Consider the following 24,491-nt stretch of genomic DNA (forward strand, 5'->3'; position numbering starts at 1 on the left):
GCTCTTACAACCAACCAATAGCCTGCCTAGGATAAAGCCAATCGCCAAGGATAATTTCCATGTACGTACCCCGCGCCTTCGCCGTAGACGACATTAAAATCCTGCACCAGCAGATGCAGGCCTCCCCCCTGCCCGTGCTGGTCACACATGCCAGCCAGGGCCTGCTCGCCAGTCATGTGCCTATGCTGTTGAACCCCGACGAAGGCCCGTGCGGCACATTGTACGGGCACCTGGCCCGGGCCAATCCACACTGGCAGGACCTGGCCCAAGGCACGGAAGCACTGGTGATCTTTGCCGGCGAACAGGCCTATATCAGCCCTACCTTTTACCCAGGCAAGGCCGACCACGGAAAAGCCGTACCCACCTGGAATTACCTGGCCGTACACGCTTATGGCATGGCCGAGGTGTTCGATGATGCCGAACGTTTGCTGGCACTGGTCAGCCGCCTGAGCGACAGGCATGAAGCCAATCGCCCCGCGCCCTGGGCTGTCAGCGACGCCCCCGCCGACTATGTCGACAGCATGCTCAAGGCCATTGTGGGCTTTCGCCTGCCTATCACCCGCCTGCAAGGCAAACGCAAACTCAGCCAGAACCGCGACGCCCGCGACCAGGCTGGTGTGCGCCAGGGCCTGCTGGCCAACCCCAACCCGCAAGACCACGCACTCGCTCATTTAATGGTTAAGGAATAACTGAAAATGGCTCAAATCCAGATCAAAACTGCCACCGCCACCGATCGCGAACAGTGGCTACCACTTTGGCAAGCTTACTTGCGCTTCTACAAAACCGAGCTATCCGACGAAATCAGCCAATCCACCTGGGCGCGTTTTCTCGACCCGGCAGAACCGACCACCCTGGCCCTGGCCTGGCAAGACGACAAAGCGGTGGGCATGGTGCAGTGCGTTTATCACCGCACCAACTGGAGCATCAAAGACGCCTGCTATCTTCAAGACCTGTTTGTCAGTCCCGATGTGCGCGGCAAGGGGGTGGGTCGTCAGTTAATCGAGCATGTATACGCAGCCGCCCGCGCCAAGGACTGCTGCAAAGTGCATTGGCTCACCCAGGAAACCAACGCCACGGCTATTCAGTTGTATGAGCGCATTGGCGAGCGCCCCGGCTTTATCCAGTTTCGCAAAACCTTGTCATAAATAAGGAACGCGCAATGCCCGACTCTCTAGAACGTTGGCTGGCGGCTAAAACCCCGGATACCCGCACCCTCGAAGGGCGATTCATTCGTCTGGAAAAGCTCGACCCCGAACGTCATGGCGATGAACTATGGCTAGCCTTACAAGGGGCGCAGGCCGATCCCAAGCTGTGGGACTACCTGCCCTACGGTCCATTTAACGAGCGTCCGACCTTTGACGCTTGGCTGCAAAAGCATGCCGATAGCCGTGATCCACATTTCTATGCCGTTATCGACAAGCCCAGCGGTGAGGCACAAGGCTTGCTTAGCCTGATGTGCATCGTCCCGGAGCACGGGCGTATCGAGATCGGCCACGTCGCCTTTGGCGCACCCATGCAACGCTCACCGAAAAGCACGGAGGCGGTCTACCTGCTCGCCAAGGAAGCCTTCGCCCTGGGCAACCGGCGTCTGGAATGGAAGTGCAACAACGATAACGCAAGATCGAAGCGTACTGCAGTACGATTGGGGTACACATACGAAGGCGTTTTCCGCCACCATATGGTGGTTAAAGGCAAAAACCGTGATACCACGTGGTACAGCATTATTAGTACGGAATGGCCCCCACTAGCGGCAGGTTTCGAAAAATGGCTGGCATTGGATAACCAACCAGAAAGCGGCCAAATAAAGACCCTGGAAGAATGCAGAGCCACAGTTGTATAAAATTTGATCAATACGCCCAGCAAGGACTGCTGGGCGTTTTTGTGCTTGGAATAAACACATTTGCGCTACGCGACCGCTTGATACCCCTGTTGCACAGGGAGAAGCGCAAACACTCGTAGCAGCGCGATGCACCTGAAACACCATGGCTCAGCGACCTATGTCTAACGCCTCGTACGGGCACACCACACCTCGCCCTACTTGCTAGGCGCTACAGGCGCTTTTCCAGCCTTGTCGTCGCCAGACTCCTTGAATCGAACCTGCGAAAAAGCCTCAATTCAAGAGCAAAAAAAAGGGGAGCACATGCCCCCCCGAGGTTTAAAGCGTTTACATCAAAGACAGTATCAGGCTTCGATTTCGATCAGAATTTCGCCCGGATTAACGCGATCACCCTTGATTACATGGATGGTGACGATTTTGCCTGCGATGCCGGCCTGGACTTCAGTTTCCATTTTCATCGCTTCGGTGATCAGTACCGACTGACCCGCCTTGACCACATCGCCTACAGCGACCAGTACATCAACGATGTTGCCTGGCATTGCCGTGCTCACATGGCCTGGCTCGCTGGCCTGCTTGCGCTTGCTTGAGGTGCCACCAACAAATTCGTTGAGGGGTTCGAACACCACCTCTTCCGGCATGCCATCGATGGACAGGTAGAAGTGACGCTTGCCTTCAGCCTTGACGCCCACACCGGTGATGTCAACGCGATAGCTCTCACCGTGCACGTCGATCACGAACTCGGTCGGCACGCCCTCACCGCTCGCCTTGGTGACACCGCCAGCCTCAGGGATAGGCAGCAGCACTTCTGGGGTCAGAGTGCCTGCAGCGCGCTCCTCAAGGAACTTGCGACCGATATCCGGGAACATGGCGAAGGTCAGTACGTCTTCTTCCGACTGGGCCAGGGCACCAATTTCAGCACGCAGCTTGACCATTTCGGGCTTTAGCAGGTCCGCAGGGCGTACGTCGATCAGCTCTTCGTTGCCAATGGCCTGACGACGCAGTTGCTCGTTGACCACGCCCGGCGCCTTGCCGTAGCCGCCTTGCAGGTAGAGCTTCACTTCGTTGGTGATGGTTTTGTAACGCTCACCCGCCAATACGTTGAAGAATGCCTGAGTACCCACAATTTGCGACGTTGGTGTCACCAGCGGCGGGTAACCGAGGTCTTCACGCACACGCGGGATTTCGGCCAGCACTTCGCTCATGCGGTTCAGCGCACCCTGCTCTTTGAGCTGGTTGGCAAGGTTGGAAATCATCCCGCCCGGCACCTGGTTAACCTGAACACGGGTATCTACAGCGGTGAATTCGCTTTCAAACTGGTGATACTTCTTACGCACTGCGTAGAAGTACATGCCGATTTCCTGCAACAGCGACAGATCGAGACCGGTGTCGTATTCACTGCCTTTGAGCGCGGCAACCATCGACTCGGTGCCCGGGTGGCTGGTGCCCCACGCGAAGCTGGAGATCGCGGTATCAATGTGGTCTGCGCCATTCTCGATAGCCTTGAGCTGGCACATGGCAGCCAGACCGGCGGTGTCATGGGAGTGAATAAAGATCGGCAGAGTGATTTCGGCTTTCAGCGCCTTGACCAGTTCACCCGTGGCGTACGGCGTCAGCAGGCCAGCCATGTCTTTGATGGCGACCGAGTCGCAGCCCATGGCTTCCATCTGCTTGGCCTGCGCCACAAACGCCTCGGTGGTATGTACCGGACTGGTGGTATAGGCGATGGTGCCCTGGGCATGCTTGCCGGCAGCTTTGACCGCCTCGATGGCCACACGCAGGTTACGCACGTCGTTCATGGCGTCGAAGATGCGGAACACGTCGATGCCGTTGACTGCTGCTTTGGCGACGAAGGCTTTGACCACGTCGTCGCTGTAATGGCGATAGCCCAGCAGGTTCTGGCCGCGCAGCAACATTTGCAGACGCGTGTTGGGCAAGGCGGCACGCAGTTGGCGCAGACGCTCCCACGGATCTTCCTTGAGGAAACGCACGCAGGCATCAAAGGTCGCGCCGCCCCAGACTTCCAGGGACCAGTAGCCGACTTTGTCGAGCTTGTCGCAGATCGGCAGCATGTCTTCAGTGCGCATGCGGGTGGCCAGCAGCGACTGGTGGGCGTCACGCAGGATGGTGTCAGTTACGAAAATCTTCTTGCTCATTATTCTTTTCCTCACAGGCCTGCGTGGGCGGCGATGGCGGCAGCGATGGCCAGGGCCAACTCTTCGGGTTTGCGCTTGATCGAGTAGTTGGTCAGCTCAGGGTGGCTTTCTACGAAGCTGGTGTTGAACTGGCCACTACGGAATTCCGGGTTACGCAGGATTTCCTGGTAATACGCGGCGGTGGTTTTGACCCCTTGCAGACGCATGTCGTCGAGGGCGCGCAAACCACGGTCCATCGCTTCTTCCCAGGTCAGGGCCCACACCACCAGTTTCAGACACATGGAGTCGTAATACGGCGGGATGGTATAGCCGGTGTAGATCGCCGTGTCGGTACGTACACCGGGGCCGCCGGGCGCGTAGTAACGGGTGATCTTGCCGAAACTGGGCAGGAAGTTGTTTTTCGGGTCTTCGGCGTTGATCCGGAACTGCAGGGCAAAGCCGCGATGCTGCACGTCTTCCTGCTTGATCGAGAGCGGCAGGCCAGAGGCGATACGAATCTGTTCACGAACAATGTCGATGCCGGTAATTTCTTCGGTGATGGTGTGCTCCACCTGCACCCGAGTGTTCATCTCCATGAAGTACACCTCGCCCTCGGCGAGCAGGAACTCCACGGTACCGGCGTTCTCGTAACCCACGGCCTTGGCTGCGCGCACAGACAGGTCGCCGATATAGGCACGCTGTTCCGGGGTCAGCTGCGGGCTCGGGGCGATTTCGATCAGCTTTTGGTTGCGACGCTGGATCGAGCAGTCGCGCTCAAACAGATGCACCACGTTGCCAAAGCTGTCGCCGAGAATTTGCGCTTCGATATGCTTGGGGTTGACGATGCATTTTTCGAGGAACACTTCGGCCGAACCAAAGGCCTTGGTCGCTTCCGAGATCACCCGCGGGAAGGCTTGCTCGAGTTCTTCACGGCTGTTGCAGCGACGAATGCCGCGACCGCCACCACCCGAGGTGGCCTTGAGCATCACCGGGTAGCCAATGCGTTCGCCTTCAATCAAGGCTTCGTGGATGTCGGCAACGTTGCCTTCAGTGCCCGGCGTGACCGGCACACCGGCCTTGATCATGCTGCGACGCGCTTCAGTCTTGTCGCCCATACGGCGAATGACTTCAGCAGCCGGACCGATGAACTTGATCCCGCGCTCGGCGCAGATATCAGCCAACTCAGCGTTTTCTGACAAAAAACCGTAACCGGGATGCAGAGCATCACAACCGGTTTCAACCGCCAGGTTCACCAGCTTGCGCGGATTCAAATAACCGGCCAGCGGGTCTTCGCCGATATTGTGTGCTTCGTCGGCGCGCTTGACGTGCAAGGCATGCCGATCAGCTTCGGAATAGACCGCTACAGAGCGAATCCCCATCTCGGCGCAGGCACGCACGATGCGGACGGCGATTTCTCCGCGGTTGGCGATCAGGATCTTTTTTATCACTTGGATTTTCCCTAAAGCCTATGGAACAAACGACCTGCTAGACCAGGTCGGCACGTGTCCAAATGTGTCTGAACCGTTGTGTCGTCACACTAGACCCACGCAGTGATAAACAAAAATCAATAATTCTTGGGTCGTGCATAAGTAACAACTTATAGTCAGATCACTTGTCGCTTCGGATAATTTTATAAAAATGCGTAAGTCATTGATGCGTATCACTTTTCGCCAATTACAGGTGTTTAACGAAGTCTGTGATTTGCGTTCTTACAGCCGCGCAGCAGAAGAAATGTCGCTGACGCAACCCGCCGTAAGTCTACAAATTCGTCAGCTTGAAGAGCTGGTTGGCCAACCATTGTTCGAGTACGTCGGCAAAAAGCTGTACATGACCGAAGCCGCTGAAGCGCTTCAGTTGGCCAGTCGGGATATTTTCGGCCGGCTGGAAAACCTCGACATGCAACTTTCCGACATGCTCGGGTCATTGCAAGGCCAGTTGAAACTGGCCGTAGAGTCGAGCGCGAAATATTTTGTGCCGCATCTGTTTGCGGCCTTCAAGCGCCAGCATCCGGAAGTCAATTTGCAACTGACGGTGGTCAACCGGGCGCAGGCCGTTCGTCGGCTGTCAGATAACCGCGATGATCTGGTGATCATGTCGATGGTGCCCCAGGACATGGGCCTGGAATTCTTGCCGTTTCTGAACAACCCGATTGTGGCCGTGGCTCCCGCTGATCATCCGTTGTGCAACCGGGGTCCGCTGCATTTGCAGGATCTGGAGCCTTATACCTTGCTGATGCGCGAGCAGGGTTCGGGCACGCGCATGGCGTGTGAGGAGTATTTCAAGGAAAAGCGCGTGCACTTCAATCAGACGCTGGAAGTGTCGTCCAACGAGTCGCAGCGCGAGTGCGCGGTAGCCGGGTTGGGCGTGGCGTTATTGACCCGCCACGCCGTCAGCCTGGAGCTGGCGACCGGCCTGCTGTGCGAACTGCCGGTCGAGGAGTTGCCGCTGTATCGCAGCTGGTGCGTGGTGCAGGCCAAGGCCAAGCGCCTGTCACCGGTAGCGCATGCATTTCTGGGGTTTATTCGCAGTGAGCGCCTGCAAATCAGCGCGTTGGTTGAGCGCTTCGACGGTCACTTGCCGACGCAGACTGCCAGTAGTTGATCGACCCGAGGTCAGGGTAGTCAGAGGTTTCCAGACGCAGTTGGCGCTGGCTCGTATGGTCTTCAATCGCGCGACGGAAGGCCATGCGGCGCTGGTCTTCTTGCTGACGGCGGGTTTTGACGGCGCTATTGCGTTCTTCGTAAGGCTGAGCCATTTCGAGTCTCCCAAGGCGTGTACGGGAGCTTTACGATGCACGTTGTTTATGACGACTTGGCGAAGGTGGGATGACAGGGGGATGAACGCTGAATGTGAGCTCTGCGTGGGAGCGGGCTTGCTCGCGATTCAGGCGCTGCGGTGTGTCTGTCACACGGCGGCATTCCCTATCGCGAGCAAGCCCGCTCCCACAGAAGATGTTGTGCGCTTTTAATCTTCGTGGCTTTTCAGTGATTTAGGCGACAGACGCAAGCTGCGCAGGCTGCGCTTGACGCTCTTGAGGTGGTTGACCAGGCTCGGGCCTCGGGCCATGGCAACACCCATTGCCAACACGTCAATCACTACCAGGTGGGCAATACGCGAGGTCAGCGGGGTATAGATTTCGGTGTCTTCATGCACATCGATCGCCAGATTGACGGTTGCCAGCTCCGCCAGCGGCGTCTGGCTCGGGCACAAGGTAATCAGGGTCGCGCCGCTTTCACGCACCAGGTTGGCGGTGATCAGCAAGTCTTTGGAACGGCCCGACTGGGAAATGCAGATCGCCACGTCGGTAGGCTTCAAGGTCACGGCCGACATCGCTTGCATATGCGGGTCGGAATAGGCCGCCGCGGTCAGCAACAGACGGAAAAACTTGTGCTGGGCATCCGCCGCAACCGCGCCCGAGGCACCAAACCCATAAAACTCGACACGCTGCGCTTGCGACATGGCTGTCACGGCACGCTGCAGCGCTATCGGATCGAGCTTCTCGCGCACGTCCATCAAGGTATGCAGCGTGGTGTCGAAAATTTTCAGGCTGTAGTCCGCTACCGAATCGTCTTCATGGATCGCGAACTGACCAAAACTGGCGCCGGCCGCCAGGCTTTGCGCCAGCTTGAGCTTCAGGTCCTGAAACCCGGAACAGCCTATCGCCCGGCAAAAACGCACGATGGTCGGCTCGCTGATTCCGACACTGTGGGCAAGGTCGGCCATGGAACTGTGCATTACAGCCGCAGGATCAAGCAGCACGTGATCGGCGACCTTGAGTTCCGATTTACGTAACAGGTGGCGTGACTGGGCAATATGTTGCAGCAGGTTCAAAGGGCAGGACTCGGTCTGTAAGCGGCGGGCGCCGGGGATGTAGCAATCTTGTAGTTATACTACAAGAATTCGTTTTCTGCCCAGCCAATACGCCATCAACTATCCAGTTATCTCCCTTGATTCAAGCCGCTTGAGGGCCATGTAGCCCTTTTTGGCACTACAAGACCACTACACCGTTACGCAGTAAATCGCTGAATTGCACTGCGTTTATCGGACGACTGATCAAATAGCCCTGCACTTCGTCGCACTGGCGAGTCTTGAGAAATGCCAGCTGCGCCTCGTTTTCAACGCCTTCTGCCACCACTTTAAGGCCCAGACTGTGGGCCATGGCAATAATTGCGAGGGTGATGGCCTCGTCTTCGCTGCAACGGCCCACGCCGTGAATAAACGTTTTATCGATTTTTACGTAATCCACCGCAAATCGCTTGAGGTAACTGAGCGATGAATAGCCGGTGCCAAAATCATCGATTGCCAGCTTCACCCCCAGTTCATGCAATTGCTGGAAGGTAGCGATGACGTATTCAACATTGTCGAGCAACTGGCTTTCTGTCAGTTCCAGTTCCAGGCAGTGCGGCGCCAGCCCGGTTTCTTCAAGTACCTGGCGCACCAGGCTGACCAGCTTGCCCTGGCGCAACTGATGCCCCGACAAGTTCACCGATACCCGTATTGGCGCCAGCCCTGCTCGTTGCCATTCACACGCTTGTCGGCAGGCTTCGCGCAGTACAAATTCACCGATGGCGCTGATCAGGCCGGTCTCTTCGGCAAGGACAATAAAGTTGCCTGGCGGCACGTTACCCAGTTGCGGGTGATCCCAGCGCACCAACGCTTCGGCGGCGTGCAGACGCCCTGTGGCCAGGCACAGCTTGGGTTGATAGAACACGTTGAGCTGGCGTTCGCTAATGGCTTTGCGCAGTTGGTTTTCCAGCTGCAGCCGTTCAAGGGAGCTGCCATGCAGGCTGTCACTGTAGAACTGAAACCTGCCACCGCCCAGGTGCTTGGCCTGCTGCATGGCCTTGTTGGCCTGATGGACCAGGCTGGCAATATCGCGCGCGCTGTCGGGCAACATGCTGATGCCCATTGACACACTGATGACCAGCTCATGGCCATCCACCACCAGCGGCCGACCGAGCTTGTCCAGCAGCCGGGTCGCGACCCGCGCCAGGCTGGTCAGGCTGTTATAGGCATCAAACAGCACTGCAAATTCATCACCCGACAGGCGCGCAATGGTGTCGGCCTCAGGCAAGGCCTTGGTGATGCGTTCGGCCATTTTTTGCAGCACATGGTCCGCCAGCTCATGCCCGAAATTGTCATTGAGCAATTTGAAACGATCGAGATTGATGTGCAGCAACGTCAGGTTGCACGAGCCCTGGCGTACACGCTGGCTAGCCTCCTCCAGGCGTTCCTTGAACAGAAGGCGGTTGGCCAGCCCGGTCAGCTCATCAAAACGGGTCAGGTGGCGCACCCGCGCTTCGCTCAAACGGCGCTGCTCGACCTCATAGGCAAGCTCGGTATTGAGTTGCTCACTACGGACATTGGCTTGCTGCAAATCTTCGCGCAAACCTTGATGCCGCAAGCGGCGCACCATGCGCCGTTGCCTGATCCGCTTGACCTGCCATCCCAGGCCGCCCGCCAGCAGGAAAAAACCGATGCCTATGCCGAAAAAAATACCCGGCGAATTTAAACTCTGAACCATCGGCGAAATTCTTATCAGTAGATGAGCCAAAAAGTCGCCCGAGCATACACAAGCAATGCCCGTGACCAAACGCACAGGCGCTATTAAATGGATGAAATCAGCCAGGCACATTTATTGTCCGGCTTTTAGACCGCTCGGCCCAAGGCGGCCACGCAGCTAGCAATGAAACACCAACAGCCCCTAAAATGCCCCGATGCGCGATGATCTCTCTCTCTTGTTAAATTCTCTCAACGATGCCCAACGTCAGGCCGTCACGGCCAGTGTCGGGCGTCAGTTGGTCCTGGCCGGCGCTGGTTCCGGCAAAACCCGTGTGCTGGTGCACCGTATCGCCTGGCTGATCCAGGTCGAAAACGCGTCCCCACACTCCGTGCTGTCGGTGACGTTCACCAACAAGGCCGCTGCCGAGATGCGCCACCGCATCGAGCAGTTGATGGGTATCAACCCGGCAGGCATGTGGGTCGGCACCTTCCACGGCCTGGCTCACCGTCTGCTGCGGGCTCACTGGCAAGAAGCCGGCCTTAGCCAGACATTCCAGATCCTCGACAGCGACGACCAGCAACGCCTGGTCAAGCGTGTGATCCGTGAGCTGGGGCTGGATGAACAACGCTGGCCCGTACGTCAGGCCCAGTGGTTTATCAACGGTCAAAAAGACGAAGGCCTTCGCCCCAAACATATCCAGGCCAGCGGCGACTTGTTCCTGGCCACCATGCGCAATATTTACGAGGCCTATGAGGTCGCGTGCCAACGCGCCGGTGTGATCGATTTTTCCGAGCTGCTGCTGCGTGCCCTTGATTTGTGGCGCGACAACCCGGGCTTGCTGGCGCATTACCAGAAACGCTTCCGGCACATCCTGGTAGACGAATTCCAGGATACCAACGCCGTGCAATATGCCTGGCTACGGTTGCTGGCCCAGGGCGGCGACAGCTTGATGGTGGTCGGTGATGACGACCAGTCGATCTACGGCTGGCGCGGCGCAAAAATCGAAAACATCTATCAGTACTCAACCGACTTCCCGGATGCCGAGACCATTCGTCTGGAGCAAAATTACCGCTCCACGGCGGGCATCCTCAAAGCGGCCAATGCCCTGATTGCCAACAACACCGGGCGCATGGGCAAAGAGCTGTGGACTGACGGCGGCGAAGGCGAAGCCATCAATCTGTACGCCGCGTTCAACGAACATGACGAAGCGCGCTACGTGGTCGAAACCATCGAAAGCGCTCTGAAAACCGGCATCGCCCATAGCGATATCGCCATCTTGTACCGTTCCAACGCCCAGTCGCGAGTGCTTGAAGAAGCCTTGCTGCGCGAGCGCATCCCTTACCGCATCTATGGTGGCCAGCGCTTCTTCGAACGCGCGGAAATCAAAAATGCCATGGCCTATATGCGCCTGCTCGAAGGTCGCGGCAATGATGCGGCGCTGGAGCGGGTGATTAACGTACCTGCCCGCGGCATTGGCGAAAAAACCGTCGAAGCCATTCGCGAACACGCACGTCACAGCGACGTGTCGATGTGGGAAGCAATGCGCCAGCTGATCGCCAATAAAGCCCTGCCGGGCCGTGCTTCGGGTGCCATTGCCGGCTTTATGGAACTGATCGAAAACCTCGCGGCAAAAGTCATGGACATGCCTCTGCATCTGATGACGCAAACCGTGATCGAGCAAAGCGGGCTGATTGCCTACCATCAGGCGGAAAAAGGCGAAAAAGGCCAGGCCCGGGTAGAAAACCTTGAGGAGCTGGTCAGCGCAGCACGCAACTTTGAGAACAATGACGAAGACGAAGAGCTGTCGCCATTGGCCGCCTTCCTCGGGCATGCCTCACTGGAGGCTGGCGATACCCAGGCCGAAGAACATGAAGACGGCATCCAACTGATGACGCTGCACAGCGCCAAAGGCCTGGAGTTCCCGTACGTGTTCCTGGTAGGCATGGAAGAAGGCCTGTTCCCGCACAAAATGAGCCTGGAAGAGCCCGGTCGCCTCGAAGAGGAACGACGCCTGGCCTACGTAGGCATTACCCGCGCCATGCAAAACCTGGTGATGACCTACGCAGAAACCCGACGCCTGTACGGCAGCGAAACCTACAATAAGGTTTCACGCTTCGTACGCGAAGTACCAAAGGGCCTGATCCAGGAAGTCAGACTGTCCAACAGTGTCAGTCGTCCTTTCGGCGGCGGTCAAAAGCAGAGCGCCAGCACCCTGTTTGGTGGTTCGGAGATTCCCGAAACCGAATTCAAACTCGGCCAGATGGTCAAGCATGCGGTCTTCGGCGAAGGCGTCATCCTCAATTTCGAGGGTGCAGGTGCCCAGGCACGGGTACAGGTCAACTTCAGCGAAGGCAGCAAATGGCTGATGATGGGCTACGCCAAACTTGAGGCGGTCTGACAGCAACCCGACAGCTTGGCGGGAATAAGGTAAGGCAAACCGCTGTGGGAGCGAGCCTGCTCGCGAAGAGAGCACATCAGTCAATATTATTGTTGGCTGATACACCGCTTTCGCGAGCAGGCTCGCTCCCACATGTTCTCCTACGCAAAATAAATCCTAGCCCTACAAACAAATAAGCAAAAGCCCGAAACACTTCACCGCTAGCCAGTCACAACTCATCTGTGCAACATGGCGCGCGTGATATCCACAAATGGGAACCCCTTATGAAACGTTTTCTTAGCATCGCCATGGCGTTGTGCATCGGCTTGACGATGAGCATCGACGCGAACGCCAAGCGCTTCGGTGGCGGCAAAAGCGCGGGTGCAGCGCCTAGCCACCAAACGCGTCAAGCTGCTCCAGCTGCAGCCCCGGCGGCTGCCGGTGCCGCAGGCGCCGCAGCCAAGGCCGGCGGTGCTTCGCGCTGGCTCGGCCCTCTGGCCGGCCTCGCTGCCGGTGGCCTGCTGGCGTCCATGTTCATGGGCGGCGGCTTCCAGGGCATGCAATTCTTCGACATCCTGATCATGGCGGTTATCGCCTTCCTGATCTTCCGCTTTATCGCGGCCCGTCGTCGCAAACAAGCTGACATGATGGCCCCTGCTGGCCACGCACCCATGCAACGCGAAGCGTTCGACGCCAAGCCTGCTGCTTCGATCTTCGGTGGTTCGGCTGCCCCTGCAGCACGTCCGGTGATCAACGCCCCAGCCTGGTTCAATGAACAGAACTTCCTGGAAGCCGCGCGCAACCATTTCCAGTCCCTGCAACAGCACTGGGATGCCAACGAAATGGACAAGATCGCCGAGTTCGTGACCCCGCAGATGCTCGACTTCCTCAAGCGTGAACGCGCTGAGCTGGGTGATGGCTTCCAGTCCACCTACATCGACAACCTGACCGTGCAACTGGACGGCCTGGACGATCGCGCAGACAAAACCATTGCAACCCTGACCTTCAGCGGCGTGTCGAAAAACTCGCGCTTTGACCAGGGCGAAGCCTTCAGCGAAAGCTGGAACATGGAACGTCAGCAAGGCGACAACCAGCCTTGGCTGGTGGCAGGTATCCGCCAGAACGGCTAACCCTGCGAGTTACACATGCGTTTACCAAAGCCCCGGACTTGTCCGGGGCTTTGCATTTCACGATTGCACTTATAACGAGCTACTGTATAAAGCGCGTCATATAAACCGCGCCATAGAGCATGAGGATGAGGTCGTGGAAGAGATTATTGAAGAGCTACGCGAAAAAAACGAGCCTGTACCGGTTCCCCTGGAACTGCCTGAAGAAGACCAGTTGGTGGAAATCGAAGAACAGCTGTTCATCGATATTCCATTTGTCTTCAGAGAATTTCTGCTGACCGTCAGTGACGTGGTGTATGGCAGCCTGGAGCCGGTCACAGTGACCGACCCACAATCGCACACCTATCTGCCGGAAGTGGCGGCAAATGCCTGGGATGCTGGCGTTGATCGCAGCCTGATCCCTATTTGCCAGGACGGCGACGACTACTACTGCGTGGAAGAAGACGGCACCGTGGTGCTGTGGTCCGGCGAAGAAGAACTCGTCACTGAAGAAACCTGGGAATCGGTCTGGCACTGGGCGCGCGACGTCTGGCTGGAAAGCTGATACCTCCAGGGTTGGTTGACGTTTCGTTGTGAGCCACAACGAAACATCAACAGCCCCCGGGCATCCCCGCTTTCCAGCCATTGGTCAGCGGGCTGTCAGTGCCCCCCCTCCTTGTGGTTATCCAGCGTTTCCAGCAGTGCAACCTGCATGCGCGTGTGAATCCGGATAAACCAGCGCCACAACAGCGCCGCAACCCCCGCCGCCACCACCGCAATCACCATCAGCAACTCGTTGGTGGGCAGGATGCTTGCCGACAAGGCCGACAGCAGCAGAAAAATCACCAGCAACGACAGAATCGGGATGACTTCCGAGATCACCCGGCGCACGCGCTGCGTATGGCGCCCTGCCATTTCCGGCTTGACCCCCATCTCGGCCAGTAGCATCGAAAGCGCCTTGAGCTTGCGATACGCCGCAATCAGGAACGGCAACGACAACAGCAAAGCAGCCCCCCAGATCATCCCTTTTTGCCAGCTCGGCTCCAGAATCCAGCCCTGCAAATAACGGCCGATGCGCGGTGCGAAATAACCGCCGGCAAAGAAAATAGCGATGACCAGGGCCAGATTGACCCCAACTTGCAGCAAGATCTTGCGAATCATGGCCGCCAACAACGCCCCTTCGCCCTGTGGCTGAATACTGCGCAGCCATTCGCCATATAACCCCAACACCCGTGACAAGCGACCAGGCACCACCTGTGCCAGCTTGAGCGAGAGCGGGTCTGCGGCGCGAATCAGGTAAGGGGTCATCAGGGTGGTCAATACGGAGACGGCCACTGCTACGGGGTACAGGAAGCTGCTGGTGACCTGCAATGTCATACCCAGCGCCGCGATAATGAAAGAAAACTCCCCAATCTGCGAAAGCCCCATTCCAACTCGCAGCGAGGTACGTCCATCATTGCCTGCGATAAACGCCCCCAGCCCGCAGGAGAGCATCTTGCCCAGCACCACGGCGATAGTGATCACCACAATTGGCAGCGCGTACTCCAGCAGGATGGCCGGGTCGAGCATCAACCCGATGGCGACAAAGAATATTGCACTGAACAAATCACGCACCGGTTCAATCAGGCGCTCGATTTTCAGTAACTGACGCGACTCGGCCATGATTGCACCGATCAAAAACGCCCCGAGCACCATGCTGTATTCCAGCTTGACCACCAGCAGGCAAAAGCCAAAACACAGGCCCAGCACAGTGATCAGCAGCATTTCATTGCTTTCGAATCGGGCTACATACGCCAGCACACGCGGCACCAGCAAAATGCCGATAACCAACGCCACGATCATAAACAATGACAATTTACCGACGGTCGAAAAAACCTCTTCGGGGCTGACGCTGCCGCTGACCGCAATGCTCGACAGCAGCGCAATAATCCCGATACCCAAAATATCTTCAACGATCAGCACGCCAAAAATCAGCTGGGCAAAGCGCTCGTTTTTCATCTTGAGGTCGTTGAGGGCCTTGACGATGATGGTGGTAGATGAAATGGCCAGGATGGCGCCCAGAAACAGCGAATCCATGGTGTTCCAGTCGAACCAGCGGCCAATTTCATAACCAATCCAGATCATCAGCGTGATTTCCATAAACGCTGCGATAAAGGCTGTGGCCCCGACCTTGAACAACTTGCGCAGGCTGAACTCCAGCCCCAGACAGAACATCAAAAAGATCACCCCCAGCTCAGCCAGGGTTTTGATCGTTTCTTCATCGTGAATCAGGCCAAACGGCGGGGTGTGCGGGCCGATAATAAAACCTGCAACGATATAGCCCAGTACCACCGGCTGTTTGAACCTGTGGAAAAGAATCGTCACCACACCTGCGACCAGCATGATGACTGCCAGATCCTGAATAAAACTGATGGCATGCATGGCGTGGCACTCCTTGTTTGATATTCACCAGGCAACATGACGACAGACACAGCCTGTCAGGCCGCGCGTATCGACTGTTTAAAATGTAGGAAGTATCCGACTAACGGACTTTTGCAGGTTAACACCGCGACTTGCGACAGAAAGGCGGTGCAATATATGGAAACAGATAGAGATAAGCGTGACGGCAGCCAACACGGCAGCGTCCCGTTAATCACTGTTTCAAAAATCGACAAGTATCCACAGAGATACCCATTTCACTGCTGCAACACAACCACGAGCCTGCTGCTATGGAACCCGGAAACTCCCAACTGTCGATGACGGTCTTGATGACCCCGGACATGGCCAATTTTTCTGGCAATGTTCACGGCGGAACCCTGCTCAAGTACCTCGATGAAGTCGCCTATGCCTGCGCCAGCCGCTATGCGGGGCGTTATGTGGTCACCTTGTCGGTGGACCAGGTCATTTTTCGCGAGCCGATTCATGTCGGTGAACTGGTGACCTTCCTCGCCTCGGTCAACTACACCGGCAACACCTCGATGGAAGTTGGCATCAAGGTCGTTACCGAAAATATCCGCGAGCGCTCGGTGCGCCACACCAACAGCTGCTTCTTCACCATGGTAGCCGTGGACGACGACCGTAAGCCGGCCGCTGTTCCGCCGTTGCAGCCAGTGAACAGCGAAGACAAGCGCCGCTTTATCCAGGGCAAGCAACGCCGCCAGATCCGTCAGGAGCTGGAGCAGCGCTACCGCGAGCTAAAAGACGAAACACTGTAAGCCCGCTCCCACAGGTTTTGTTCAGTTTGCTTACAAACTGATCGGCACTGCCTCAAACCGCACACGCGGATGGGCAATGCGGTCCTGGGCCCGTACCAGCTGCAATTCATAGCTGGTGCAGGCCTGGGTTTCCAGCAACACCTCATGCACCGCCGCAGCGGTAAATTCAAACGCAGCCACCAGGCTGTCGCCCAGCAGCACTCTCGCCAGGAACAAACCTGAGGTCAGGTCGCCTACGCCCACTGGCTGGCGCGGGAAGGCAAGCAGCGGCCGACGCAAGTGCCAGTTGCCCTCTGCCGTGACCAGCAGCATCTCGAAACTTTCAGGCGGTTTGCCCGGATACGACAAATGCTTCACCAGCACCGCTTTCGGGCCGCGGGCCAGCAAGCTGCGGGCCATGGCCAGGCAGTCAAACAACGATTGCGGATGACGGCCGCAAAAACTGTCCAGTTCGAGTTGGTTGGGGCACAAAAAATCGGCCATAGCGGCAGCTTCTTCAAGCAGGAAGTCACTGACTTCCTGAGGCACGATACAACCTTTCTCCGGGTGCCCCATTACCGGGTCGCACAGGTACAGTGCATGGGGATTAACAGCCTTGATACGCGCCACCCCACTTAAAATGGCCCGCCCCTGCGCCGCACTGCCCAGGTAACCGGACAAGACCGCATCACAGCTGCCCAGCTCGCCGATGGCGGCGATTCCGTCGACCAGCGAAGGAATTTGCTCGGGAGCCAACACTTCCCCCGTCCACTGGCCATACTGAGTGTGATTGGAGAATTGCACCGTGTTCAGAGGCCAGACATTCACCCCGACGCGCTGCATGGGAAAAACCGCTGCGCTGTTGCCGGCATGGCCGAAAACCACGTGGGATTGGATGGCGAGTAAATGAGGTGTACGTTTCATGCCGGATTCCAGACTACGGGTGGATTCAAGCCACGCAGTATGCGACCAAACGCGGCCTGTACGACAGGTTGAAGACGCAGTTAAGCTGAGCACAATCTGTTGGAGCACATGTAATGCTGACCCTGGGAAATATGTTCGTCCTCATGCTGCTGGCTGCAGGCGCTGCCTGGCTGTGGCACAACCACGGGCTGCGCGAGCGGGCGCTGGAGCGGGTCAAGCAACACTGCAAAAACCTCGATATCGAACTGCTCGATGAAAACGTGGCGCTTAAAAAAATCGGTCTGATCCCCGACGCCAACGGCCATAAACGCCTGGCCCGTGTGTATAACTTTGAATTCACGGTGACCGGTGATCAGCGTCATACCGGAACCATCACCCAGTTCGGCGCCCACAGCGTAAAAATCGAGCTGCCGCCCTACCCGTTCCAGACCGAAGCCGAGCCAAGTGTCATTCCCAGCGCTCAGGTGATCGAACTCAGCCAGTGGCGCCAGGAACACAGCAAGACCCGCCACTGAGCCCTGCCTTTCAGCGCCTGCATGCCGGGCGCCTGTGGATAACTTTCCGTGCAACCTCGCTAAAACCATTGAGATAGACACCTCTGTGAGGTTTTAACGGTGCAAATCCCATGCGCACACTTCAAGTTGTAGGACAATTTTACCAGCACAGAACCCGCTAAAACCTTGGGTTTTGTGCCTCGCAACACGGGCCTGCTACCTAAAAAACCTCCTTGAGTAGACAACTTTCCAGCCCCGAGCAAAGCAAATCCAGATCCTGGGGCTGAGCAAAAATCAATTCGAGGCGCGAATCCTTGCGCCACTCACTCGATCTCCATTGCGCGATCGAGTTATCCACAGAATTGTTCGAAAACCAGCCCGCCGAACCATGAATAACCAGCTTTGCACGCTGCCAATCCAGGCTTTCGAGCCACTGTTGCAACAGATCCAGGTCAAATTGCCGAGAGGGGTGCCAGCGCCAACCTGCGCTCCATCCTTCGGGCTGATGCTGAGTCATCACCAACGGCGTACGCGGGTCGGAAAACACACTGCCAATATGATTAAAATCCTTATAAATCAATGAGTTATCCACAGCATGAGCGATATTCATATGGGCTACAGGCAGCGTATTTAAAGGGATGCGGCCATGCTCGACCCATAAAACAGGGCACTTTGGCAGGCTGCATGCAATCTGCTCACGTTGCTCATTTGGGACACTATTAGATTTATTCATGACCAGTAAACCGGCACTTTTCAGGGCCTCTTGCTGGGTTTTTGGCAAAGGTTTGCCCTGAGCCATCGCTTGCGCATCGAGCACCATGACGCACGGCTGGAGGACCAAAACCCCCAGCCAGGGCGCTTCACCGAGCTGCTTTAGAATCTGTGCGGGATGGCCTAAACCGGAAGGCTCGATAAACAGGCGATCGGGCATAGACTTGCGCAAAAGGCGACTCAAACCGATCTGAAAAGGCGCGCCATTGACGCAGCACACACAGCCACCCGCCACTTCGGTGATAGCAATGTCATCGCTTCCCTGGCTCATCAGGGCCGCATCCAGGCCGATCTGACCGAACTCATTGACCAGCACCGCCCAGCGTTCGTGTGGCGGTTTGTGCGCCATCAGATGCTGAATCAGACTGGTTTTGCCGGCGCCAAGCGGCCCGGCAATCACGTGGGTAGGTATGTTTTGCAACATGAGGCCAGCTTCTGTACGGATTGAAGCAAGCAATATGCCTCAGGCCAGCCAATCGAGGGTCAAAATCAGCCTGCGCTCGCCCGGTGCCAGTGCCGGCGAACGATGGATCAACCCCGCTCCCTCGTTACCCTGCCACTTCTCCCCCTTGAGCAAGGCAACTTCACCGGCGTTTATTTGCTGAATCAACTCTGCACGGGCGGGTTCGGCCTGCACCTGCCCTAACTGACGACGCTCCATTACGCCTTCCTGCAGCCACTGGCTACCAATCCCTGCATAAGTGGTAATAAGACGTACAGGTACATGGTCCACATGAAAGCGGGGGCACATGGCTTTATCCAGGGCTCTGAGACGCAGCCCAATGCGTTTTGCGCCCAACAGGCACGCGTAGGCACTCACCAGCCAGGAAACGTCTGCAATAAAGCCTGCATAGCCTTCCAGATCATTAAACCTGGCAGCCAGGCCTGTCAGGTTGGGCTGAGCCTTTTCGTTGGGCATATCTATCACGATGGCGTCAGCCAATGGCTCGTCCAGCGAAAGCAATAAAGCCCCGAAATCGACGATATGCACAGGTAACTGACGCTGCCAGATCGCCAGGTTGACGTCTTCATCCAGAATTCGGGTCATGATTTCAGGCGTCTGCCCACGAACCTGATCGATCAACGGCTGAGCGGTAAAGGCAAATGCATTCTTCATGCAGCCACCTCTTCATACCAGTCGCCAAAAGGATCGCTCAGCAATTTCCAGCTCGCTTCGCCCAAGGCCATTTCAGCATCGTTGAGCAAACAGGCATCGAGTTCAGCCGTCAGCCGGGCGAAGTCGATGTGCTGACCGATAAACACCAATTCCTGGCGGCAATCTCCTGTATCCGGCAGCCATTTTTGCAATATTTCTGCCTTGGCTTGCGGCTCCTGCGGCCATTGGTCGCGGGGCACAAAGCGCCACCAGCGACCGGCAAACCCATAGCGCATCAGACCGCCAGCCTGAGACCAACTGCCCGCCTCCTGAAATTTACTGGCCAGCCAGAAAAAACCTTTGGAGCGCAGCAGTTTGCCATTGGTCCAGGGCCGCTCGATAAAATTGAAAAAACGTTCGGGATGAAAAGGCCGGCGCGCACGATAGGCACTGGAGGCAATGCCGTACTCTTCGGTTTCGGGCACATGCTCACCGCGTAACTCTTGCAACCAGCCCGGTGCCTGCGCCGCACGGTCAAAGTCAAACCGGCCGGTATCGAGAATTTTATGCAGCGCAATTTCACCCATGACCATAGGCATTATTTCGGCCTGAGCGTTGAGGCGTTGCAGAATGGCCATTAATTCTTGCCGTTCGTCGGAACTTATTAAATCAATTTTGCTGATTAAAATGACGTCCGCGAACTCAACTTGTTCGATCAATAAATCAGTAATTGACCGTTCATCTGATTCTCCAAGGGTTTCACCCCGTGAATCCAGGCTCTCTGCGGCTTGATAATCCTGAAGAAAATTCAGCCCGTCGACCACTGTAACCATCGTATCCAGGCGGGCAATATCGGCCAGGCTTTGTCCTGATTCATCACGAAACGTAAAAGTTTCTGCCACAGGCAGCGGTTCTGAAATACCGGTCGACTCGATCAATAAATAATCAAATCGACCCTCCCTGGCCAGTGCGCTGACCTCTTCAAGCAAGTCTTCACGCAGGGTGCAACAGATGCAGCCGTTGCTCATTTCGACCAGTTTTTCTTCAGCCCGGTTCAAGGTCACATCGCGCTGTACTTCACCGCCATCAATATTTATTTCGCTCATATCGTTAACGATCACGGCCACGCGCAAGTTGTCGCGGTTGCGCAAAATATAATTGAGCAGCGTGCTTTTACCTGCACCTAAAAAGCCTGAGAGAACAGTTACAGGAAGACGATTCGACATCTGGATATTTCCTCATCAGGGCTGCAGGTCAAAACGCCCGCTTGGCAGTCAATCCGATACCGGATCAACAAATGATACATTATAACAATACATTTAAGACAACCCTGAAGTGACGAACGTACTGTTTTTCTGTTCGTTAACCCACGCCATATGGCTGCTGGCGGGCGGATTTTTCTGAAAATAAGCGATTAATCCGTTAAATAAACCCTCGGCTACCGCCTGTTGATGACGCGCGGTGATCAAGCGCTCGCTGTCGCGGGGGTTGGACATAAAGCCCGTCTCTACCAGAATCGACGGAATATCCGGCGACTTGAGCACGGCAAAACCGGCCTGTTCCACGCGTTTTTGATGCAGTGAGGTGATGCCCGAAAGGCTGCCCAGAATGGTGTTGCCCAACTGCAAACTGGCCGCGATGGTGGCATTCATGGACATATCGAGGATCACGCCTGCGAGCATCGGGTCTTTGTCTTTAAGGTTCAAAAGACGGGTGGCACCGAGCAAATCCACACCATTTTCACGCTGTGCCATATACCGCGCCGTGGCCGATGTAGCCCCACCCTCCGAGAGCGCGTACACCGACGCTCCAGACGCCGTAAGACGCGGCGCTGCGTCTGCATGCACCGAAATAAACAGGTCTGCATTGTGCTTGTGAGCGACTTCTACCCGCTTGCGCAGGGGGACAAAGAAATCATCATTGCGCACCAGCCGTGCATCAAAGCCTTTTTCACGCTTGAGGCGCTTGGCCAGCAGCTGGGCGATGGACAAAACAACATCCTTTTCACGATGGCCTTTGGCGCTCGTCGCACCCGGATCCTTACCCCCGTGCCCGGGGTCAATCACCACAATAATGTCGCGTTTGGGGTGTGTGTTGCTTGGCGTTGCCGCTGCCACACCCAGTTTGGCGACCGCACTTTTGGCCAGGTCTAGCACCAGCCTGTGACCTTGCCCGCCCTGGGGTGGCAGCAGAAAACTGCTGAGCTGAACCGGCTCATCCAGGTCCAGCACGATGCGCGTATCACCCTGGCCGTAATGCCCGGAGCGAATCGAACGCAGGCCCGTATTGGCCAGTACCAACTCACTGAAATCCCCCTTCAGGCTGGCACCACTCACATCAATAATCAGCCGATCGGGAGCCGTTAATGAGAAGGTTTTGTACTGCACCGGCCCACTCAGATCCAGAACCAGACGCAGGGTATTCCCGGTGCGCCATAGCCTGGCGTGCTGAATTTGGGCAGCTGAAATTCCCAGCGGCAATGTGAATACGGAACTGGCAAGCAGCCAGTTGAGCAGTTGACGTCTGTGCATGGCCTGTACCGCAGATAAGGGAGCATCCGTACTCAAGATTGCTGTGTGTATGCCCCAGCAAAAAAGCATCGTCGACTTTATAGTTATAATATAACATGTCAAAACACTCTGCGACGGATCTCACTTTATGAATGCGCTGACTTTGCCAGATGTCGCCGCGCAGTCATCCCAGCAAGCAATAGCGCTTGAATGGGTCGGTATGTGCGGCATTGCTTCCCCGGTATTAATCAACGGCCAACGCCTCAGCGCGAAAATAGATGCCGGCGTCAATCTCGTAGACGCCACTGCACGGGGCATTCACATGTCTCGCCTGTATCTGGCGTTGGATCAGCTGGAAACGGAAAACCTTACGCCTGCCCTGCTCAGGCAACTATTGCAGTGCTTTCTCGACAGCCACGAAGGTTTATCGAACAAAGCCTATGTGCGAATTCACAGCGATGTACTGCTCAAACGCCCGGCCTTGGTCAGCCCATTGGCAGGCTGGAAAAGCTATCCAACAAGCATAGAAGCGAGTTTGAAAAACGGAATGTTCCACGTGGAACTAAAAATTCTCGTGAGTTACTCCTCCACATGCCCCTGCTCAGCGGCGCTCGCACGGCAATTAATACAGCGACAATTCATCGATGATTTCGCCAACACATCACTGCAACACGCAGATGTTCTTGCTTGGCTCGGTAGTTCAAAAGGTATCGTGGCCACACCACACAGCCAGCGAAGCGCTGCACATCTAACGATTCGTTTGGAACATCAGTTCCCACAACTGCCTCTGGAAACAATCATCAATAATGCCGAAGGCGCATTAGGGACTGCCGTTCAAACAGCGGTAAAACGCGCCGACGAACAAGCCTTCGCACTGGCCAACGGTCAAAACTTGATGTTCTGCGAAGACGCGGCCCGAAGGCTCAACACGGTGTTGCAGAAAACTTCTGGCGTGGAGGCGTTCAAACTTAAAGTTGTTCACGCAGAAAGTTTGCACAGCCATGACGCCGTGGCCGAAAGCTTTTGGAATTGGGAGGCGTGATGATCGGTTGTCAGCATCTGACTTGGGGCGTTCCGGGTCAGCCCCTCACTCCAGCGCTAAATATGAACCTGGTCAAAGGCAGCCTCACAGCCGTAATAGGCGCCAATGGTTGCGGCAAAAGCAGTTTGCTCAAAGTGATTGCGGGGCTGCAAAAGCCGCTCTCGGGAAAAGTTGTGCTGGATGTTCCACGCCAAGGCAACGTGGCCTTTATGCCACAACAACAATTTATGGATCGGCAATTCCCCATCAGTTTGCAAGAGTTGGTGGCTGCGGGATTTTGGGGCAAGAAGCAAACGGCCCAACAACGAAGCGACCGGTTGAACGCTGTCTTGGCAGACTGGCATTTAGACGGCCTGGAACACCGACCGCTTATGGCCCTGTCGGGCGGCGAATTGCAACGCTCGCTTCTGGCCCGCTTATGCCTTGCCGATGCCTCGGTGTTGCTACTGGATGAACCCCATGCAGCTCTCGATGAACTGGGGCAAGAACTGCTCTGGCAACATATCCAGAGATGGCAAACCGAAGGCCGAACGTTGCTGGTTGTGTGCCATGACCTTAACGCCGTTCGCAAACATATCCCCCAAACATTATTGATTAAAAGCAGCGGCAACTTACTGGCGCCGACCGAGCAACTGATCAACCCGCCGCAGGTCGCCTGATGGTTATCGTCAGCCAGTTATGGCAACCGTTCCAGGAATTTGTCTTTATGCGCCGTGCCTTATTTGGCGGTCTGGTACTGGCATGTAGCACGGCACCCCTGGGCGTTTTTTTGATCTTGCGGCGCATGAGTTTGATTGGTGATGCAGTCGCACACGGCATTCTCCCCGGAGCTGCGCTGGGGTTTTGGTTTGCCGGGCTGAGCCTGCCTGCTTTGACATTGGGGGGGTTGGGGGCGGGTTTGAGCATGGCCGGAGTGTCAGCCTGGATCACTCGGCGCACCGGCTTGCGTGAAGATGCCAGCCTCGCGGCGATTTACCCGATCTCATTGGCCAGCGGCATATTGATCCTTGGCATCGCCGGTAAACGTCTTGATCTGCTCCATCTGTTGTTTGGTTCAGCCTTGGCCGTCGACAGCCAGACGCTCACAGGCATGCTCTGGGTAACCGGCTTCAGCATGCTGCTGATGGCAGCCATCTACCGCCCATTGTTGCTCGACACCCTGGATCCTCTATTCCTTCGCAGTGTCAGTCGGCTGGGGCCATTGGCTCACGGGCTATTCCTGACATTGGTGGTGTTGAATCTGGTGATCGGCTTTCAGGCTATCGGCGCACTGATGGTGGTTGGCCTGATGATGTTGCCGGCTATTGCCTCGCGCTTCTGGAGCCGTCGACTGCCTGTGCTGATCCTGATCTCGGCTGCGATTGGCTGCGTTTCGGTTTGGCTGGGCCTTTTGCTGTCGTTTTATTACTCACTGCCCAGCGGCCCGGCCATCGTGCTGATAGCGGGTTGCAGCTATGCGTTGTCTGTCATTTTTGGTCCGGTACACGGTTTGCTGCGCCGACCGCCTTTGCTGTCATCCCGATGAG

General features: G+C 56.4%; 23 protein-coding genes. 12 read left to right on the forward strand and 11 right to left on the reverse strand.

Annotated features, from left to right (window positions below):
- The first annotated feature begins 59 nt into the window (after positions 1-59).
- The 3 genes from HBN79_RS18125 to HBN79_RS18135 are packed head-to-tail and all read left to right on the forward strand — an operon-like array spanning position 60 to position 1,840.
- Positions 60-689, forward strand: coding sequence for an FMN-binding negative transcriptional regulator (locus HBN79_RS18125; protein ID WP_095017943.1), 630 nt, complete (start codon positions 60-62; stop codon positions 687-689).
- A gap of 6 nt (positions 690-695) precedes the next feature.
- Entirely contained in the window at positions 696-1,145 is a 450-nt protein-coding gene (locus HBN79_RS18130) for a GNAT family N-acetyltransferase (RefSeq protein ID WP_094999540.1), read from the forward strand.
- Between the two features lie 14 nt (positions 1,146-1,159).
- Positions 1,160-1,840, forward strand: coding sequence for a GNAT family protein (locus tag HBN79_RS18135; protein ID WP_169916981.1), 681 nt, complete (start codon positions 1,160-1,162; stop codon positions 1,838-1,840).
- Positions 1,841-2,181: 341 nt separating this feature from the next.
- On the opposite strand, the gene oadA is transcribed toward HBN79_RS18135, so the two are convergent.
- Both oadA and HBN79_RS18145 read right to left on the reverse strand, forming a co-directional pair.
- Complete coding sequence (gene oadA, locus HBN79_RS18140) at positions 2,182-3,990, reverse strand: sodium-extruding oxaloacetate decarboxylase subunit alpha (protein WP_094999542.1); 1,809 nt, start codon at positions 3,988-3,990, stop codon at positions 2,182-2,184.
- An 11-nt stretch (positions 3,991-4,001) separates the two neighbouring features.
- Positions 4,002-5,417 carry an acetyl-CoA carboxylase biotin carboxylase subunit gene (locus HBN79_RS18145; RefSeq protein ID WP_016782925.1) on the reverse strand — a complete coding sequence of 472 codons (1,416 nt, stop codon included), beginning with the start codon at positions 5,415-5,417 and terminating at the stop codon, positions 4,002-4,004.
- A gap of 190 nt (positions 5,418-5,607) precedes the next feature.
- Here HBN79_RS18145 and HBN79_RS18150 point away from each other — a divergent pair, with 190 nt between their 5' ends.
- Positions 5,608-6,570, forward strand: a complete 963-nt coding sequence (locus HBN79_RS18150; RefSeq protein WP_094999543.1) for a LysR family transcriptional regulator — start codon at positions 5,608-5,610, stop codon at positions 6,568-6,570.
- Here the strand turns inward: HBN79_RS18150 and HBN79_RS18155 are convergent.
- The 3 genes from HBN79_RS18155 to HBN79_RS18165 all read right to left on the reverse strand — a co-directional run bounded on the left by HBN79_RS18155 (position 6,512) and on the right by HBN79_RS18165 (position 9,493).
- Positions 6,512-6,724, reverse strand: coding sequence for a hypothetical protein (locus HBN79_RS18155; protein WP_094999544.1), 213 nt, complete (start codon positions 6,722-6,724; stop codon positions 6,512-6,514). The two genes, HBN79_RS18150 and HBN79_RS18155, sit on opposite strands and share 59 nt — an antisense overlap.
- A gap of 209 nt (positions 6,725-6,933) precedes the next feature.
- Positions 6,934-7,800, reverse strand: a complete 867-nt coding sequence (gene hexR, locus HBN79_RS18160) for a transcriptional regulator HexR (protein ID WP_094999545.1) — start codon at positions 7,798-7,800, stop codon at positions 6,934-6,936.
- Positions 7,801-7,957: 157 nt separating this feature from the next.
- Positions 7,958-9,493: an EAL domain-containing protein gene (locus HBN79_RS18165; protein WP_095024793.1), complete on the reverse strand. Its 1,536-nt coding sequence runs from the start codon at positions 9,491-9,493 to the stop codon at positions 7,958-7,960.
- A gap of 193 nt (positions 9,494-9,686) precedes the next feature.
- Between HBN79_RS18165 and uvrD the strand changes: the two genes are divergently transcribed.
- From uvrD to HBN79_RS18180, 3 genes are all read left to right on the forward strand, one after another.
- Positions 9,687-11,870 (forward strand): DNA helicase II, encoded by a 2,184-nt coding sequence (gene uvrD, locus HBN79_RS18170; protein ID WP_094999547.1) that lies wholly within the window; start codon positions 9,687-9,689, stop codon positions 11,868-11,870.
- Positions 11,871-12,133: 263 nt separating this feature from the next.
- A complete protein-coding gene (locus HBN79_RS18175) occupies positions 12,134-12,979 on the forward strand; it encodes a TIM44-like domain-containing protein (protein ID WP_094999548.1) in 846 nt (281 codons plus the stop codon).
- Positions 12,980-13,112: 133 nt separating this feature from the next.
- Positions 13,113-13,520, forward strand: coding sequence for an SMI1/KNR4 family protein (locus HBN79_RS18180; RefSeq protein ID WP_016782918.1), 408 nt, complete (start codon positions 13,113-13,115; stop codon positions 13,518-13,520).
- A 95-nt stretch (positions 13,521-13,615) separates the two neighbouring features.
- On the opposite strand, the gene HBN79_RS18185 is transcribed toward HBN79_RS18180, so the two are convergent.
- Positions 13,616-15,376 carry a cation:proton antiporter gene (locus HBN79_RS18185; RefSeq protein WP_094999549.1) on the reverse strand — a complete coding sequence of 587 codons (1,761 nt, stop codon included), beginning with the start codon at positions 15,374-15,376 and terminating at the stop codon, positions 13,616-13,618.
- Between the two features lie 287 nt (positions 15,377-15,663).
- On the opposite strand from HBN79_RS18185, the gene HBN79_RS18190 reads away from it, so the two are divergent.
- Complete coding sequence (locus tag HBN79_RS18190; protein WP_094999550.1) at positions 15,664-16,149, forward strand: acyl-CoA thioesterase; 486 nt, start codon at positions 15,664-15,666, stop codon at positions 16,147-16,149.
- A 30-nt stretch (positions 16,150-16,179) separates the two neighbouring features.
- Here the strand turns inward: HBN79_RS18190 and pdxY are convergent, their stop codons facing one another.
- A complete protein-coding gene (pdxY, locus tag HBN79_RS18195; protein WP_095020586.1) occupies positions 16,180-17,052 on the reverse strand; it encodes a pyridoxal kinase PdxY in 873 nt (290 codons plus the stop codon).
- A 113-nt stretch (positions 17,053-17,165) separates the two neighbouring features.
- Between pdxY and HBN79_RS18200 the strand changes: the two genes are divergently transcribed.
- Positions 17,166-17,567 (forward strand): DUF3301 domain-containing protein, encoded by a 402-nt coding sequence (locus tag HBN79_RS18200; protein ID WP_094999552.1) that lies wholly within the window; start codon positions 17,166-17,168, stop codon positions 17,565-17,567.
- A gap of 199 nt (positions 17,568-17,766) precedes the next feature.
- Here the strand turns inward: HBN79_RS18200 and HBN79_RS18205 are convergent, their stop codons facing one another.
- From HBN79_RS18205 to HBN79_RS18220, 4 genes are all read right to left on the reverse strand, one after another.
- Entirely contained in the window at positions 17,767-18,741 is a 975-nt protein-coding gene (locus tag HBN79_RS18205) for a CobW family GTP-binding protein (RefSeq protein ID WP_169916982.1), read from the reverse strand.
- A gap of 39 nt (positions 18,742-18,780) precedes the next feature.
- Entirely contained in the window at positions 18,781-19,434 is a 654-nt protein-coding gene (locus HBN79_RS18210; protein WP_095017938.1) for a DUF1826 domain-containing protein, read from the reverse strand.
- Complete coding sequence (zigA, locus tag HBN79_RS18215; RefSeq protein WP_153326315.1) at positions 19,431-20,639, reverse strand: zinc metallochaperone GTPase ZigA; 1,209 nt, start codon at positions 20,637-20,639, stop codon at positions 19,431-19,433. The genes HBN79_RS18210 and zigA overlap by 4 nt, the downstream gene beginning before the upstream one ends.
- A 93-nt stretch (positions 20,640-20,732) precedes the next feature.
- Positions 20,733-21,944: an N-acetylmuramoyl-L-alanine amidase gene (locus HBN79_RS18220; RefSeq protein WP_094999556.1), complete on the reverse strand. Its 1,212-nt coding sequence runs from the start codon at positions 21,942-21,944 to the stop codon at positions 20,733-20,735.
- Positions 21,945-22,071: 127 nt separating this feature from the next.
- Between HBN79_RS18220 and folE2 the strand changes: the two genes are divergently transcribed.
- Genes folE2 through HBN79_RS18235 form a run of 3 tightly spaced genes read left to right on the forward strand, consistent with a single transcriptional unit; the run spans position 22,072 to position 24,490 of the window.
- Complete coding sequence (gene folE2 / locus HBN79_RS18225) at positions 22,072-22,965, forward strand: GTP cyclohydrolase FolE2 (protein ID WP_169916983.1); 894 nt, start codon at positions 22,072-22,074, stop codon at positions 22,963-22,965.
- Positions 22,965-23,624 (forward strand): ATP-binding cassette domain-containing protein, encoded by a 660-nt coding sequence (locus tag HBN79_RS18230; protein WP_095024798.1) that lies wholly within the window; start codon positions 22,965-22,967, stop codon positions 23,622-23,624. The genes folE2 and HBN79_RS18230 overlap by 1 nt, the downstream gene beginning before the upstream one ends.
- The gene (locus tag HBN79_RS18235; protein WP_094999559.1) at positions 23,624-24,490 is read left to right on the forward strand and encodes a metal ABC transporter permease; all 867 of its coding nucleotides are present in this window, start codon (positions 23,624-23,626) and stop codon (positions 24,488-24,490) included. Before HBN79_RS18230 ends, HBN79_RS18235 begins: the two co-directional genes overlap by 1 nt.
- Position 24,491 lies beyond the last annotated feature (1 nt).

Source organism: Pseudomonas sp. WS 5051, from assembly GCF_012985715.1.
GTDB classification, from domain to species: Bacteria; Pseudomonadota; Gammaproteobacteria; order Pseudomonadales; family Pseudomonadaceae; genus Aquipseudomonas; species Aquipseudomonas bubulae.